We start from the raw sequence: 14,383 nt of genomic DNA, 5'->3' as shown, positions 1-14,383 counted from the left end.
GATATCGCCACACCGTTGCATTGTCTTCCCGGAACCAATCGTCTACGTAAGGCGGCTCGGCCGCGACGCCCGGCCGAGGCGGCGCCCTGTTCGGAACCTGGTGATGAGCGATATCTTCCGCGAAGTCGACGAAGCCCTGCGCGAGGATCGCGTCAAGGCGATCTGGAACCGCTACGGCAGGCTGATCATCGCCGGCGCGGTCGCGATCGTCCTCGGCACCGCCGCCTTCGTCGGCTGGCGCAGCTACAGCCAGAGCCAGGCGCAGTCGCAGACCCGGGCCTTGGTCGACGCCCAGCAGCAGGCCGCCGCCGACCCGCAGAACGCCGCCTCGATCTACGCCGCCGTCGCCGCCGACAGCAGCGCCGACCGGGCGGCGCTGGCCCGCCTCTTGGAGGCCCGCGCCGATCTCGACGCCGGCAAGCGCGACGAGGCCGGCAAGATCTATGAGCAGATCGTGGGCAACAGCGGCGTCAACCCGGTGGTGCGCGACCTGGCCCGCCTCTATGCGGTGACGGCCCGGCTCGACGACGGCGACCCCGCGGCGCTGAATGACGAGCTGGCGCCCCTGGCCGCCGACGGCTCGCCCTGGCGCGCCTCGGCGCGCGAGCTGCAGGGCCTCCTGGCCCTGCGCCAGGGCGACAAGGCCAAGGCCCGCGAGCTCTTCGAGGCGCTGGCGAAGGACCCGGCCTCGCCCCCCGGCGTGCGCAGCCGGGCCGACCAGCTCCTCGCCATTTCGAGCAATTGAGGGATCACGCCATGCGGCGACGCCACCTGCCGACCCGGGTCTCCATCGTTGCGCTCGCCGGGTTGCTCGGCGCCTGCGGCTGGTTCAAGGACGAGAAGACCCCGCTGCCGGGCGAACGCATCCCGGTGATCAGCCGCACCCAGGATCTGCAGCCCGCGGCCGATGCCGGGCAGCCCAGCGTGCTGCCCGGGATACGCAGCAACCCCGACTGGCGCAACCCGGGCGGCGCGGTCAACCACGTCAACGGCAATCTGGCGCTGAAGATCCCGTTCCAACGGGTGTGGAGCACCAGCATCGGCACCGGCGACAGCAGCACGACCGCGCTGCTGAGCAGCCCGGTGGTCGCCGAGGGCAAGGTCTACGTCACCGACGCCGCCGGGCGGCTAAACTCGATCGACGCCGGCACCGGCCGGTCGAACTGGCGGGTGCGGGTGGCGGATCCGGAGCAGGACAGCGTGCCGATCGGCGGCGGCGCCGCCTATGCCGACGGGGTGGTCTACGCCACCACCGGCTTCGGCGAGGCGGTGGCGGTCGACCCGAACAACGGCGGCCTGATCTGGCGCAGCAAGCTGGCCGGGCCGGTGCGCAGCGCGCCGACCGTGACCCAGGGCCGCCTGATCGCCATCACCATCGACAACCAGACCGAGGTGCTGGACGCCAAGACCGGCACCGAGGTGTGGAACCACGCCGGCATCACCGAATCCTCCGCCCTGCTCGGCGGCGGCAGCGCCGCGGTCGACGCCGGCGTGGTGGTGGTGCCCTATTCCTCGGGCGAGCTGTACGGGCTGCGGATCGAGAACGGCCGGCCGGTGTGGTCGGCCAATGTCGGCGGCGGCGCCGCCCGCGCCGCGGGCGCGCTGGCCGGCCTCGCCGACATCACCGCCCCGCCGGCGGTCGACGGCGACCTGGTGGTCGCGGTCAGCCACGGCAACCAGGCGGTCGGCATCGACATGCGCTCGGGCGTCGCGGTCTGGGAGCAGCCGATCAGCGGCACGCAGATGCCCTGGGTGGCCGGCGACACCATCTATCTCGTCACCACCGACGGCGTGGTCGTGGCGCTGGCCCGCAACACCGGCAAGGTGCGCTGGACCCGCGAGCTGGAACGCTGGACCGACCCCGAGGACAAGGAAGGCCCGATCACCTGGACCGGCCCGGTCCTGGCCGGCGACACGCTGCTGCTGGCCAGCTCGACCGGCCAGGGCGTGCTGATCTCGCCCAGGACCGGCGAGGTCACCGGCCATTTCGAGACCGACCCGACGCGGATCACCCCGGTTGTCGCCGACGGGACCCTGTATATTCTCAGCACGGGCGGCACGCTGACCGCCTATCGCTGAGCAGATCGAGCGCATGTCCTTCACCCTCGCCATCATCGGCCGGCCGAATGTCGGCAAGTCGACGCTGTTCAACCGGCTGGTGGGCAAGCGCTCGGCGCTGGTCGACGACACGCCGGGGGTGACGCGCGACCGCCGGATCGGCGAGGGCAAGCTGGCCGATCTGCGCTTCCGCGTGATCGATACGGCCGGCCTGGAGGAGGCGTTCGACGACAGCCTCGAAGCGCGGATGCGGCAGCAGACCGAGATCGCGCTGCGCGAGTCCGACGTCGCGCTGATGCTGATCGACGCCCGCGCCGGGGTGACGCCGCTGGACAAGCATTTCGCGCAATGGCTGCGGCGGCAGGGCCGGCAGGTGCTGCTGCTGGCCAACAAATGCGAGGGCCGTGCCGCTGAGGCCGGAATGCACGAGGCCTGGTCGCTGGGGCTGGGCGAGCCGATCGGCATCTCCGCCGCGCATGGCGAGGGGCTGGCCGACCTGGCCGAGGCGCTGCGGCCGCTGATGCCAGCCGAGGACGGCGGCGCGGCCGAAGCGGACGGCGAGGACGACGCCATGCCGGAGGAGGAAGGCGACGGCGACACGGTCGACCCGGAGCGCGACCTGACGCGGCCGATCCGCCTCGCCATCGTCGGCCGGCCGAATGTCGGCAAATCGACCCTGATGAACGCGCTGCTGCGCGAGGAGCGGGTGCTGACCGGCCCCGAGGCCGGCATCACCCGCGACGCCATCGGCGTCGACTGGACCTGGCGCGGCCAGGCGATCCATCTGGTCGACACCGCCGGGCTGCGGCGCAAGGCCCGGATCGACAGGCATGACGACCGGGTCGAGTTCATGTCGGTGGGCGAGACGCTGGAGACGATCCGGCTGGCCCATGTCTGCGTGCTGCTGCTGGATGCCGCGGCGATCCTGGACAAGCAGGATCTGACCATCGCCCGGCATGTGATCGAGGAAGGCCGCGCCCTGGTGATCGCGGTCAACAAATGGGACGCGGTCGAGGACCATGCCGCGGCGCTGCAGCAGTTGCGCGACCGGATGCAGACCTCCCTGCCCCAGGTCCGCGGCGTGCCGACCGTCACCATCTCCGCCCTGCGCGGCCAGAAGCTGGACAAGCTGATGGACGCGGTGCTGGACATCCACAAGGTGTGGAACCGCCGGGTGCGCACCGGGCCGCTGAACCGCTGGCTACCGGCGATGCTGGAGGCGCATCCGCCGCCACTGGTGCGCGGCCGCCGCCTGAAGATCCGCTACATCACCCAGGTCAAGGCCCGGCCACCGACCTTCGCCCTGTTCGTCTCCCAGGCCGAGGAGTTCCCGGAGAGCTATCTGCGCTATCTGGTGAACGGGCTGCGCGAGAGCTTCGGCCTCACCGGCGTGCCGATCCGGATGGTGCTGCGCCAGCCCAAGAACCCCTACGCCGACAAGAGCTGACCGCCTCCGCGTTTTTGCCCGACGATTGCAATCGGGCCGCGGCGGGGCCAGAGTCCGATCCCTTTTGGGAGGAGATCGGATGATTCACGAGCTGCGCGTCTACCACTGCGCCCCGGGCAAGCTGCCGGCGCTGCTGAACCGCTTCGAGACCATCACCCTGAAGATCTGGGACCGATTCGGCATCCGCCAGGCCGGCTTCTGGACGGTTGAGATCGGCGAGAGCAACCAGGCCCTGTATTATCTGCTGGAATGGGAGTCGCTGGCCGAGCGGGAGCAGAAATGGGCCGCCTTCCAGGCCGATCCGGAATGGCAGGAGAAGCGCGCCGGGACCGAGCGCGACGGCCCGATCGTGGCCCGCGTCACCAACGCCATCCTGAAGCCGACCGCCTTCTCCAAGGTCAGGTAGCCGGCCGATGACCTCGCCCGATCGGGAGCATTGGGCCCGCGTCGCCCGGGACTGGACGGCCTGGGCGCGGCGGCCGGGCCACGACGCCTTCTGGGCCTATCGCGAGGCGCTGGTCGCCTATATCGGCCGCGGTTCGGGCGAGGCGCTGGATCTGGGCTGCGGCGAGGGCCGCGTGTCGCGCGAGCTGAAGGCGCTGGGCTACCGCGTCACCGCCGCCGACGCGGTGGCCGAGCTGGTGGAGATCGCGGCCGAGGCGGAGTCGGCGCATGACTATGCCGTGGCCAGCGCCGCCGCCCTGCCCTTCGCCGACGGCCGCTTCGACCTGGTCGTCGCCTACAACATGCTGATGGATGTCGACGACGTGCCGGCGGCGGTGCGTGAGATTCGCCGCGTGCTGCGGCTGGGCGGCACGCTGATGGTGTCGCTGGTTCATCCGTTCCGCGACCGCGGCCGCTTCGCCGGGCCGGAGCCGGACGCACCCTTCGTCTTCGAAGGCAGCTATTACGGCCGGGTGCGCTTCGAGGGCAGCGAGGAGCGCGACGGGCTGCGCATGGACTTCGCCGGCTGGTCGCAGCCGCTCGAGGCCTATGCCGCGGCGCTGGAGGCCGCCGGCCTCGCCATCACCTCGATCCGCGAGCCGCAGCCGGACCATCCGGACGGCAGCGCCCTGCTGCAGCAATGGACGCGGCTGCCGCTGTTCCTGTGGTTGAAGGCCCGGCCGCTCGCCTAGGACAGGATCTTCCCCGGGTTGAGGATGCCCTTCGGATCCAGCGCCGCCTTCACCGCCGCCATCGCCGCCCGCCGCGCCGGGTCGCCGTAACGGCGGAAAGCGTCCTGCTTCTCCAGCCCGATGCCGTGCTCGGCGGAGAAGGAGCCGCCGGCCTCGGCCAACCCGTCATAGAGGATCGCCTCGATCCGCGGCCCGGATCCGTCCGGCCGGTCCCCGACCATGACGTGCAGGTTGCCGTCGGCGAGATGGCCGAAGACATAGACCCGCATCGCCGGAGAGAAGGCCGCTGCCAGGTCCGACCGGATCCGCGCCACATAGCCGGGCAGTGCCGACAGGGGCACCGAAATGTCGAAGGTCTTGGCGTCCGGGCAGGCGCGGCCGATCGCGTCGGAATCGTCGCGGATGCGCCAGAACAGCTCGCGCTGCCGCTCGTTCTGCGCCAGGGCGGCGCCGGTGACCGCCCCCTCCTGCCACAGCGCCCCGATCTCGGCCTCCATCGCCGCGGCGATGTCGATGTCGGGGTCCTGCTCGGCCTCGGTCAGGAGATAGACCGGCGCCGGGTCGAGGCCGAAGCCGGACAGCGCCAGGCCATGCTCCTGCGCCACCGTCTCGGCATAGGCATGCCACATGATCTCCAGCGCGCGCAGCCGGCCGGGGAAGCGGTCGCGCAGCCGCCCGGCCACGGTCAGCGCCGCCTCGGCCGAGGCACAGGCGACCAGCGCCGTCGCCGCCGGCGGCACCAGCCGCTCCAGCCGGATCACGGCGCGGGTGACGATGCCGAGCGTGCCCTCCGACCCGGCGATCAGATCCTTGAGGTCGTAGCCGGTGTTGTTCTTCAGCACCCGCACCAGGTCGGAGACCACGGCGCCGTCGGCGCGCAGGAATTCGAGGCCGAGCACGCGGTGGCGCATGGTGCCGCGGCGGAACGCCTCGATCCCGCCGGCATTGGTCGCGATCATCCCGCCGATGGTGGCGGAGCCGCGGGCGGCGAGATCGATGCCGGGGGTCAAGCCATGCTCCGCCGCCGCCTCCTGCAGGCGCTGCAGGTTCACCCCGGCCTCGACCACGGCGAGGCGGGCGGCGGTGTCGATCTCGACGATCCGGTCGAGCCGGCGGGTGCTGAGCACGATCTGCCCGGGCCGCGAGGCGCCGCCGCCGACCAGGCCGGTGCGGCCCCCATGGGGCACGACGGAGACGCCGGCCTCATGGCACAGCGCCAGCACCGCCGCCGCCTCTTCGATGCTGCGAGGCGAGGCCTGCACGCCGGCCGCCAGGTTGTCCGGATGGTAGCCGGGATCGGTGCCCGCCAAGGCCTCGCCCTGCATCAACCCGCCCGGACCGAGCAGCGCGTCGAGGCGGGCGAGGAAGGCGGTGTCGAGGGCGGTGGTCATGGCATCCCCGGTCGGTGACGGCCGAGAATGGCGGGGCCGGCCGCATGGATCAAGGCCGGGCCGGAGATAACGGCACAAGCCCCCTCCCCCTACCCCCTCCCGCAGGGGGAGGGGGAGAGTGAAAAGGGAACGACCCTTATTATCCTCCCCCTCCCCTCGCGGGAGGGGGTTAGGGGGAGGGGGTTGTCGATGCCTGAAGCCGGCTCAAGCCGCCTTGCGGGCGGCGACGAAGACCGACTCGTCGGCACCCAGCGGCACCGGCTCCGGCCGCTGGCAGACGCTTTCGATCACCACGTGCCGGCCCTCGGCCGAGGAGCGGCCGAACGCCTCCATCACCTCCAGCGCGTGCAGCGCCAGCTCGCCCGAGGCGCGGTGCGGCCGGCCCTCACGGATCGCCACCGCCATGTCGAGCGCGCCGATGATGCGGTAGTCGGCCACCGACCGGCCGTCCTTCAGCGGCCGGTTCGGCGTGCCGAAGGGGTGGGCCGAAATGTCGACATCCTGCCAGTCGCCGCCCTGGGCGGTGACCTGCGGCGCGCCGCCGAAGAAGTTCGGGTCCGGCACCAGCAGCGAGCCCTCGGTGCCGTAGATCTCGAACGGGATGCGCTTGTTCTTCCACACGTCCCAGGAGGCGGTCAGCGAGATGTTGGCGCCGCTCTCGAACTCCAGCACGCCATTGACCGTGGTCGGCACCTCGACCTGGATGATCTGGCCGTTCAGCGGCTCGCTGGTGACCTTGCGGGTCGGATAGCCCTTGGTCGCGACTGCCGCCACCCGCCTGACCGGCCCGAGCAGGTTGATCAGCTGGGTGACGTAGTACGGGCCGATGTCGAGGATCGGGCCGCCGCCCGGCTTGAAGAAGAACTCGGGGTTCGGGTGCCAGCTCTCCATGCCGCGCGAGATCACCGCCGCGGCGCCGCCGACCACCTGGCCGATGCGGCCCTCGTCGATCAGCCGCCGGCAGGCCTGGTGGGCGCCGCCGAGGAAGGTGTCGGGGGCGCAGCCGACGCGGATTCCGGCCTTCGCCGCCGCCTCGGCCAGGGCACGGGCATCGACCAGCGTCGCCGCCAGCGGCTTCTCGGAATAGACATGCTTGCCGGCGGCGACGATCTGCAGCCCGACCGCGGCATGGGCCAGCGGCACGGTCAGGTTGATGACGATCTCGATCTCCGGGTCGGCCAGCAGTTCGTCGACCGAGAGCGCCTTCACGCCGTATTGCTGGGCCTTGGCTTCGGCGGCCTCGCGGCGCAGGTCGGCGCAGGCCTTGACGCGCACCAGGCTGGAGCCGGCGGCGCCGCGGAAATAGGCATCGCTGATGTTGCCGCAGCCGATGATGCCGAGGGTGACGGGGGTCATGGGTCGTGTCTCCGGGGGTGGTGCGGTCGGATCGGCCGGCCCGCCCCCTCACCCCTTCCCTCACCTGTCATTGCCGGGCTTGACCCGGCAATCCAGAAGGTGTCGACGCCCTCTGGATGCCCGGGTCAAGCCCGGGCATGACAGTGAATGGATGGGGTGGGTGGCTCCGGCCGATGGTCTCCAGGACGATCAGGCCGGCAGGCCCTTGAGGAAGTCGAAGCTGGCCTTGGCGAAGGCGTCGGGGTGCTTGGGGTTGTCGTGCTCGACCACCATCCACTCGGCCCCCGCCGCCCGGCATTCGCGCCACAGCCGCGGCCAGTCGAGCGTGCCGGTGCCGACATCGGTCCAGCCGTCCTCGTCGGTCTTCTGGCCGGCCGGGGCGATGTCCTTGACATGGGCCGAGGTCACCCGCGCCTTCTCTTTCGCCAGCCAGTCGGACGGGTTGGCGCCGCCGCGCGCCAGCCAGGCGACGTCGACCTGCCAGGTCAGCGGATGGCCGTCGGCGCCGTCGAAGAAATGCGCCAGCGCCGGGCGACCGTCCTCCATCGCCTCCAGCTCCCAATGATGGTTGTGGTAGCCGAGCTTGATGCCGCGGTCGGCGAGACGGGCGGCGAACTCGCCGAGCTCCTGCCCCGCGCGGCGCCAGTGCTCACCGCCGCCCTTGCGCTCCTCCGTCGGCAGCGCCGGCATGAACAGCTGGGTGATGCCGACCGTCTTCGCGCCTTCGACCACCCAGTCCAGCCGCTCGCGCAGCGCCGGCAGGCCGATATGGCCGGAGGAGGCGGTCAGGCCGCGGACATCGAGCTTCCGGCGGGTGCCGGCGGCATCGTCGAAATGCGACTGGATCGTCTCGACATGCCGGTAGCCGGCGGCGGCCACGGCGTCGAGCTGCTTGTCGAGATCGCCGTAGTTGCGGAGACTGTAGAGCTGGATGGAGATCACATCCGGAGTGGACATCGCTTCCTCTTGGTTTGACCCCGGCGTCACAGCCGGCGTTCGGTCTCAGTGCTGAACAGGGAGGCCTTGGACAGGTCGAGCGCCAGGCGCGCCCCGCCCGACAGGGCCCGCGCCCGCTGCGGCGGCAGGCGGACGGAGACGCGCTTGCCGGCCAGGTTGAACCAGGCCAGCGTGTCGGCACCCATCGGCTCGGTGAAGATCAGGGGCGCCTCGACCGGGACGCCCGGCGCGCCGTCATCGGCCAGGCCGATATCCTCCGGCCGGAAGCCGAGCACGATCTCGTCCCCCGCCGCCGGCTCGGACAGGAAGGGATAGGCCCCGAGCGGCAGGTCGTGGCCGTCGATCCGGGCGGCCATGCCGTCGGACTGGACCACCGTGCCCGGCAGGAAGTTCATCGCCGGGGAGCCGACGAAGCCGGCCACGAACAGGGACGCCGGCTTCTCGTAGAGCGTCTGCGGGTCGGCATACTGCTCGACCTGCCCACCCTTCATCACCGCGATCCGGGTCGCCAGCGTCATCGCCTCGACCTGGTCGTGGGTCACGTAGATGATGGTGGTGCCGAGCTCCTGGTGCAGGCGCTTGATCTCGACCCGCATCTCGGTGCGCAGCTTGGCGTCGAGATTGGACAGCGGCTCGTCGAACAGGAACACCTTGGCGTCGCGCACCAGCGCCCGGCCGATCGCCACACGCTGGCGCTGCCCGCCCGAGAGCTGGGCCGGCTTGCGGTCCAGGAGCTCGCGGATCTGCAGCAGGTCGGCGGCCCAGGCGACGCGCTTCTCCACCTCCTCCTTCGGCACGCGGTTGACGCGCAGCCCGAAGGACAGGTTCTTGCGCACCGTCATGGTCGGATAGAGCGCATAGGACTGGAACACCATGGCCAGGCCGCGGGCGCTCGGCTCCGCCTCGGTGACGTCGACGCCGCCGATCACGATCTCGCCGGAATCGACGTCGTCGAGGCCAGCGATGGCGTTCAGCAGGGTGGACTTGCCGCAGCCGGAGGGGCCGAGCAGCACGGTGAAGGCGCCGGGATCGACCTCGATGTCGATCTCACGCAGCACGTGCAGCGGGCCGTAGGACTTGTTCAGGCGGCGGATCGAGATGCCGGAGGACATGCGCTTACCCCTTCACGGCGCCCGAGGCGATGCCGCGGACGAAATACCGGCCGGAGAGGAAATAGACGAGCAGCGGCGGGATCGCGGTCAGCAGCGTCGCCGCCATGTCGACGTTGTATTCGACCTCTCCGGTCGTGGTGTTGACGATGTTGTTGAGCTGGACCGTCATCGGCAGGTTCTCGCGGCCGGCGAAGATCAGCCCGAGCAGATAGTCGTTCCAGATGCCGGTGACCTGCAGGATCAAGGCGACCATGAGGATGTTCAGCGACATCGGCAGCATGATCTGCAGGAAGATCCGGAAGAAGCCGGCGCCGTCGACCCGCGCGGCCTTGACCAGCTCCTCCGGCAGGCCGGCGTAGAAGTTGCGGAAGATTAGCGTCAGCACCGGCAGGCCGAAGACGATGTGGATCAGCACGATCCCCGGCAGCGTGCCGTAGAGCGACAGGGTCGAGAACACCTTCACCAGGGGATAGAGGATCACCTGATAGGGAATGAAGGCGCCCAGCATCAGCAGGGTCAGGATCAGGTTGGCGCCGCGGAAGCGCCATTGCGCCAGGGCGTAGCCGTTCAAGGCGCTGAACAGGATCGACAGGATCACGCTCGGCACCAGGATCTTGATCGAGTTCCAGAAGCCGACATGCAGCCCGTCGCAGAACAGGCCGGTGCAGGCCGAGAACCAGGCCTTGTCCCAGGCCTCCAGCGTCGGCGCCGCCGGCAGGGCGAAGAGCGAGCCCTGGCGGATCTCGTCCATCGGCTTCAGCGAGGTGTTGAAGGCGATCAGCAGCGGGATGGCGAAGAACAGCGCCGAGACCAGGAGGAAGGCGTAGAGCCCGAGGCGCCCGGCGGTGCCATGGCTCGGCGCGCGACGGCGCGCGGCGCGCGGGAGGGCGACGGCGACGGCGTCGGTCATCGGTTCCTCCGCCCGAGTTCGATGTAGAGATAGGGGGCGAGCGCCGCCAGCACCGCCGCCAGCATCACCACCGCGCCGGCCGAGGCTAGGCCGACATTGGCGCGCTCGAAGGTCAGGTCGACCACGAATTTGGCCGGCAGGTCGGTGGCGTTGCCGGGGCCGCCCTTGGTCATGGCGACGACCAGGTCGTAGCTCTTCACCACCGCGATCGCGAGCAGGACGACGCAGGTGACGATCAGCGGCCGCAGCATCGGCAGCACGATCGAGAGATAGGTGCGCCAGCGCGGGATGCCCTCGACCCGGGCGGCACGCCAGATCTCGTGGTCGACGCCGCGCAGCCCGGCCAGCATGATCGCCATGATCAGGCCGGAAGAATGCCAGACCGCGGCGATGACGAGCGTGTAGATCGCCCTATCGCGATCGACGATCCAGTCGAAGGTGAAGCTCTCCCAGCCCAGGCCGCGCACGAAGTCCTGCAACCCCATGGTCGGGTTGAGGAACCACTGCCAGGCCAGGCCGGTGACGATGAAGGACATCGACAGCGGGTACAGGAAGACGGTGCGGAACACGCCTTCGAACCGCACCTTCTGGTCGATCAGGATCGCCAGCAGCGTGCCGAAGATCAGCGCCGCGACGATGAACAGCCCGCCGAAGACGAACATGTTGCTGAAGGCGGTGTGCCAGCGGGCGGTCCCGAACAGGCGCACATACTGCCCGATGCCGGCGAAGCTGTAGTTCGGCACCAGGCCGGATCGGGTGAAGGAGATGTAGATCGTCCACAGGATCGCGCCGTAGAAGCACACCGCCATGATCAGGACGGTGGGCGCGATCACGGCCTTGGCCGCCGGGTAGCGGATGCGGAGCGCGGACATGGTCCCTCCCGGATGGCTCCCGGCGGCGGGCCGCCGGGAGCGGTGGGGATCAGAGATCGGCGTTGGCGACGATGTCGGCGAACTGCTTGGCCGCGTCCGCCGCCGTCATTTCCGGCGTGGTCCAGAACTGGGCGACCAGATCGTTGATCTGGCCTTCGACGTCGTTGTTGAAGCCCAGCGCGGTGTTCGGGATCTGGTTGTTGACGTCCGCCAGCACCTTCTGGCCGGCCTGGGCGCAGGGGTCGAGCGTGCCGACATCGGCGTCGAGCCGCGCCGGCAGCGCGCCCTTGAACTGATTGAACCGGACCTGCACCGCCGGGTCCATCATCACCTCGGCCAGCAGCCTCTGCGCCTTGACCTTGGCCTCGTCCTGCAGCTTCGGGAAGACGAAGACGTCGACGGTCAGGATGTAGGCGTCCTGAGCGCCCGGGGCCAGGACGCAGCCGAACTCCTTGCCCGGGGCCAGCCCGGCGGCCACGAACTCGCCCTTGGCCCAGTCGCCCATGATCTGCATCGCCGCCTTGTTGCTGGCGACCAGCATGGTGGTGTCGTTCCACTTCCGGCCGGCATGGCCCTCATCGACATAGCCCTGGAGGCGGCGCAGCGTCTCGAACGCCTTCACCGTGCCGGGGCCGCCCGCGAGCTCGGCATCGTGATCGACATAGATCTTGCGGTAGGCGTCCTTGCCGGCGGTGCCGGCCAGGATGACGCCGAACAGCAGCCCTTCCTGCCACGGCTCGCCGCCCAGGCCGAAGGGGATATAGCCCTTGGCCTTGATCTTGTCGGCCACGGCGAAGAACTCGTCCCAGGTCTTGGGCGGCTCGGCCCCGACCTCGGAGAAGATCTTGGTCGAGTACCACAGCCAGTTGTTGCCGTGGATGTTGGTCGGCACCGCGACGATGTGGCCGTCATAGGTGTTGTTCTTGACGATCAGCGGCGGCAGCACCTTCTCCCAGTTGCCCGCCGCGGCGAGGTCGTCGAGATCCGTCAGGATCCCCTCCTCCGCCAGCTTGCGCACGGCGACGCCGGCGTTCCACTGCGCGGCCGAGGGCGGGTCGCCGCCGGCGATCCGGTTCATGGCCGAGGCGCGCGCCGCCTGGCCGCTGACCACGGCGCTATCGATCCAGGTGCCACCGCGCTTCTTGAACTCCTCGGCGAAGACGTTGATCGCCTTGGATTCGCTGCCGCTGGTCCACCAATGGACCACGTCGACCGTCTGCGCGGCCGCCGTTCCCACCCCCGCCACCGCTATTGCACTGCAAAACGCGGCGGATAGCAGAAGTTTCTGGGAAAAACGCATAAGATTCCTCCCTCGATTTATTCGGTCACTGGCTCAATCGAACCCGTTACCACCCGCAGAACGGGCAGCGAACATTGGAACTGCAGCACATTCCGTATTTTGACCGGATCGTACAATCGATTACATTGGGGCGTCAACCGCGGAATCGAGGAACGAATATTGTCCTCTCCCATAAATGGGCGGAACCGCACCAGGATGATCGACATCGCCCGGCTGGCCGGGGTTTCGGTGGCGACGGTCAGCCGCGCGCTCACCGGCTCGCCCCTGGTCACGCCCGAGACGCGCGAGCGGATCGAGGCGGCGGTGCGCCAGACCGGCTATGCCGTGAACCCGCTGGCGCGCGGCCTGCGGCGGCAGGAGGCGCGGCAGATCCTGGTGCTGGTGCCGGATATCGGAAACCCGTTCTTCTCCGAGGTGCTGCTGGGGATCGAGGAGGAGGCCGCGGCACGCGGCTTCAGCATGCTGGTCGGCAACACCGCCAAGGACCCGGCGCGCGAGGACCGGCATGCCGGCCAGCTGCTGACCGGCGCGGTCGACGGCCTGATCCTGCTGAATGGCCGGCTGCCGCCCCGGCTGCAGCGCGACCGCGATCATGACGGCCGGATCGTGGCGGTGTCGGAGGCGATCCCCGGCGGCCGGGTGCCGGTGGTGGGCATCGACAACGAAGGCGCGGCAGCTGCGGTCGTGGCCCATCTCGTCGGGCTCGGCCACCGCCGCATCGGCCATATCGCCGGGCCGGAGAGCAACATCCTGACGCGGCAGCGCCTGGCCGGCTACGGCGCCGGGCTGCACGCCGCCGGCCTGGCGGCGGAGCCGGCGCTGATCCGCCACGGCAACTTCACCATCCCGAGCGGCGAGGCGGCGATGGCGGCGCTGCTGGCCCTGCCCTCTCCGCCGACCGCGGTGTTCTGCAGCAATGACGAGATGGCGATCGGCGCCATCCGGGCGCTGCGCCGGAGCGGGCGCGAAGCGCCACGGGACGTGGCGGTGGCCGGGTTCGACGACATCCAGTTCGCCGGCACCTACGAGCCGCCGCTGACCACGATCCGCCAGCCGCGCCGCCGCATGGGGGCGGAGGCGATGGCGCTGCTGGGCCGCCGCGTCGCCGGCGAACCCGGCGCCGGCGGCGACGTCACCCTGCCCTTCACCCTGGTCGAGCGGCGCAGCAGCCGGCCCTGAGCGACCCGCATCGGCGCCCCTCTCCTCGGACTGCTTCGCGTCCGATATTGACGCCGCACCATTCCCGGCTTTAGCTGTTGGAACGCAATAACGTCACATACTTCGTTATTGTGGAATAAGGGGGAGGCGGGGATGACCGACATGCTGGTCAAGCTCTATGCGCTGGAGCCGCCGACGGCGTCGCGCGACGCGATGGCGGCGGCCGGGATCACCATCCGTCCCGCCATCGCACCGGAGAAGCGCGCCGTCGCGCAATGGGTGGCGGAGCGCTTCGGCGACCGCTGGGCCAGCGAGGTCGAGGTCGCCTTCGCCCATCAGCCGGTCGGCTGCCTGGTCGCGGTCAAGGACGGCGTCCTGCTGGGCTTCGCCTGCCACGACGCCACTGCCCGCGGCTTCTTCGGCCCGACCGGCGTCGATCCCGCCTCTCGCGGCCTGGGCATCGGCGAGGCCCTGCTGCGCGAGACCATGCAGGCGATGCGCCACCAGGGCTACGCCTACGCCGTCATCGGCGGCGCCGGCCCGACCGCCTTCTACGAGAAAATCGTCGGCGCGATCGCGATTCCGGGTTCCACAAGTGGTCTATACCACGGCATGATTGGCTCCAGGACGGAGTGATCCGAAGGGGCGTGGCCCGATCGCAGCGGGCTGGCCCTATCGCAGACTTG

14 protein-coding genes are annotated in these 14,383 nt (G+C 70.1%); 7 read left to right on the top strand and 7 right to left on the bottom strand.

Annotated features, from left to right (window positions below; all coding sequences use genetic code 11):
- The first annotated feature begins 103 nt into the window (after window positions 1–103).
- The 5 genes from KXR53_RS14395 to KXR53_RS14375 all read left to right on the top strand — a co-directional run bounded on the left by KXR53_RS14395 (window position 104) and on the right by KXR53_RS14375 (window position 4,641).
- Window positions 104–745, top strand: a complete 642-nt coding sequence (locus KXR53_RS14395) for a tetratricopeptide repeat protein (RefSeq protein WP_437375867.1) — start codon at window positions 104–106, stop codon at window positions 743–745.
- An 11-nt stretch (window positions 746–756) separates the two neighbouring features.
- Window positions 757–2,079 carry an outer membrane protein assembly factor BamB family protein gene (locus tag KXR53_RS14390; protein ID WP_437375866.1) on the top strand — a complete coding sequence of 441 codons (1,323 nt, stop codon included), beginning with the start codon at window positions 757–759 and terminating at the stop codon, window positions 2,077–2,079.
- Between the two features lie 13 nt (window positions 2,080–2,092).
- Window positions 2,093–3,505 carry a ribosome biogenesis GTPase Der gene (der, locus tag KXR53_RS14385; protein ID WP_437375865.1) on the top strand — a complete coding sequence of 471 codons (1,413 nt, stop codon included), beginning with the start codon at window positions 2,093–2,095 and terminating at the stop codon, window positions 3,503–3,505.
- A 79-nt stretch (window positions 3,506–3,584) separates the two neighbouring features.
- A complete protein-coding gene (locus KXR53_RS14380; protein WP_437375864.1) occupies window positions 3,585–3,911 on the top strand; it encodes an NIPSNAP family protein in 327 nt (108 codons plus the stop codon).
- A gap of 7 nt (window positions 3,912–3,918) precedes the next feature.
- Window positions 3,919–4,641 (top strand): class I SAM-dependent methyltransferase, encoded by a 723-nt coding sequence (locus KXR53_RS14375; protein WP_437375863.1) that lies wholly within the window; start codon window positions 3,919–3,921, stop codon window positions 4,639–4,641.
- Here the strand turns inward: KXR53_RS14375 and KXR53_RS14370 are convergent.
- From KXR53_RS14370 to KXR53_RS14340, 7 genes are all read right to left on the bottom strand, one after another.
- Complete coding sequence (locus KXR53_RS14370) at window positions 4,638–6,032, bottom strand: FAD-binding oxidoreductase (protein WP_437375862.1); 1,395 nt, start codon at window positions 6,030–6,032, stop codon at window positions 4,638–4,640. The two genes, KXR53_RS14375 and KXR53_RS14370, sit on opposite strands and share 4 nt — an antisense overlap.
- 204 nt (window positions 6,033–6,236) lie before the next feature.
- Window positions 6,237–7,388 carry a Gfo/Idh/MocA family protein gene (locus KXR53_RS14365; protein WP_437375861.1) on the bottom strand — a complete coding sequence of 384 codons (1,152 nt, stop codon included), beginning with the start codon at window positions 7,386–7,388 and terminating at the stop codon, window positions 6,237–6,239.
- A gap of 189 nt (window positions 7,389–7,577) precedes the next feature.
- Window positions 7,578–8,345: a sugar phosphate isomerase/epimerase family protein gene (locus KXR53_RS14360; RefSeq protein WP_437375860.1), complete on the bottom strand. Its 768-nt coding sequence runs from the start codon at window positions 8,343–8,345 to the stop codon at window positions 7,578–7,580.
- 26 nt (window positions 8,346–8,371) lie between these two features.
- Window positions 8,372–9,457 (bottom strand): ABC transporter ATP-binding protein, encoded by a 1,086-nt coding sequence (locus tag KXR53_RS14355; RefSeq protein ID WP_437375859.1) that lies wholly within the window; start codon window positions 9,455–9,457, stop codon window positions 8,372–8,374.
- 4 nt (window positions 9,458–9,461) lie between these two features.
- On the bottom strand, window positions 9,462–10,367 hold the full coding sequence (locus KXR53_RS14350) for a carbohydrate ABC transporter permease (protein ID WP_437375858.1): 906 nt from the start codon (window positions 10,365–10,367) through the stop codon (window positions 9,462–9,464).
- Entirely contained in the window at window positions 10,364–11,239 is an 876-nt protein-coding gene (locus tag KXR53_RS14345; protein WP_437375857.1) for a carbohydrate ABC transporter permease, read from the bottom strand. Before KXR53_RS14345 ends, KXR53_RS14350 begins: the two co-directional genes overlap by 4 nt.
- Before the next feature lie 49 nt (window positions 11,240–11,288).
- Window positions 11,289–12,476, bottom strand: coding sequence for an ABC transporter substrate-binding protein (locus KXR53_RS14340; RefSeq protein ID WP_437375856.1), 1,188 nt, complete (start codon window positions 12,474–12,476; stop codon window positions 11,289–11,291).
- 258 nt (window positions 12,477–12,734) lie between these two features.
- Between KXR53_RS14340 and KXR53_RS14335 the strand changes: the two genes are divergently transcribed.
- Together KXR53_RS14335 and KXR53_RS14330 are read left to right on the top strand one after the other, a co-directional pair.
- Window positions 12,735–13,718 (top strand): LacI family DNA-binding transcriptional regulator, encoded by a 984-nt coding sequence (locus KXR53_RS14335; RefSeq protein WP_437375855.1) that lies wholly within the window; start codon window positions 12,735–12,737, stop codon window positions 13,716–13,718.
- Between the two features lie 132 nt (window positions 13,719–13,850).
- Window positions 13,851–14,333 (top strand): GNAT family N-acetyltransferase, encoded by a 483-nt coding sequence (locus KXR53_RS14330; RefSeq protein ID WP_437375854.1) that lies wholly within the window; start codon window positions 13,851–13,853, stop codon window positions 14,331–14,333.
- Window positions 14,334–14,383: the final 50 nt, after the last annotated feature.

The organism is Inquilinus limosus, assembly GCF_051487185.1.
Lineage (GTDB): Bacteria > Pseudomonadota > Alphaproteobacteria > DSM-16000 > Inquilinaceae > Inquilinus > Inquilinus limosus_F.
Note: the sequence above shows the minus strand (reverse complement) of the source record. Positions and strands in the feature narration are given on the sequence as shown.

Excerpts from the sequence above, each read along its gene's own strand:
- KXR53_RS14370 (WP_437375862.1), bottom strand. The coding sequence starts at position 6,032 with ATGACCACCGCCCTCGACACCGCCTTCCTCGCCCGCCTCGACGCGCTG.
- KXR53_RS14335 (WP_437375855.1), top strand. The coding sequence starts at position 12,735 with ATGATCGACATCGCCCGGCTGGCCGGGGTTTCGGTGGCGACGGTCAGC.
- KXR53_RS14390 (WP_437375866.1), top strand. The coding sequence starts at position 757 with ATGCGGCGACGCCACCTGCCGACCCGGGTCTCCATCGTTGCGCTCGCC.
- der (WP_437375865.1), top strand. The coding sequence starts at position 2,093 with ATGTCCTTCACCCTCGCCATCATCGGCCGGCCGAATGTCGGCAAGTCG.
- KXR53_RS14375 (WP_437375863.1), top strand. The coding sequence starts at position 3,919 with ATGACCTCGCCCGATCGGGAGCATTGGGCCCGCGTCGCCCGGGACTGG.
- KXR53_RS14380 (WP_437375864.1), top strand. The coding sequence starts at position 3,585 with ATGATTCACGAGCTGCGCGTCTACCACTGCGCCCCGGGCAAGCTGCCG.
- KXR53_RS14350 (WP_437375858.1), bottom strand. The coding sequence starts at position 10,367 with ATGACCGACGCCGTCGCCGTCGCCCTCCCGCGCGCCGCGCGCCGTCGC.
- KXR53_RS14345 (WP_437375857.1), bottom strand. The coding sequence starts at position 11,239 with ATGTCCGCGCTCCGCATCCGCTACCCGGCGGCCAAGGCCGTGATCGCG.
- KXR53_RS14330 (WP_437375854.1), top strand. The coding sequence starts at position 13,851 with ATGACCGACATGCTGGTCAAGCTCTATGCGCTGGAGCCGCCGACGGCG.
- KXR53_RS14355 (WP_437375859.1), bottom strand. The coding sequence starts at position 9,457 with ATGTCCTCCGGCATCTCGATCCGCCGCCTGAACAAGTCCTACGGCCCG.
- KXR53_RS14360 (WP_437375860.1), bottom strand. The coding sequence starts at position 8,345 with ATGTCCACTCCGGATGTGATCTCCATCCAGCTCTACAGTCTCCGCAAC.
- KXR53_RS14365 (WP_437375861.1), bottom strand. The coding sequence starts at position 7,388 with ATGACCCCCGTCACCCTCGGCATCATCGGCTGCGGCAACATCAGCGAT.
- KXR53_RS14395 (WP_437375867.1), top strand. The coding sequence starts at position 104 with ATGAGCGATATCTTCCGCGAAGTCGACGAAGCCCTGCGCGAGGATCGC.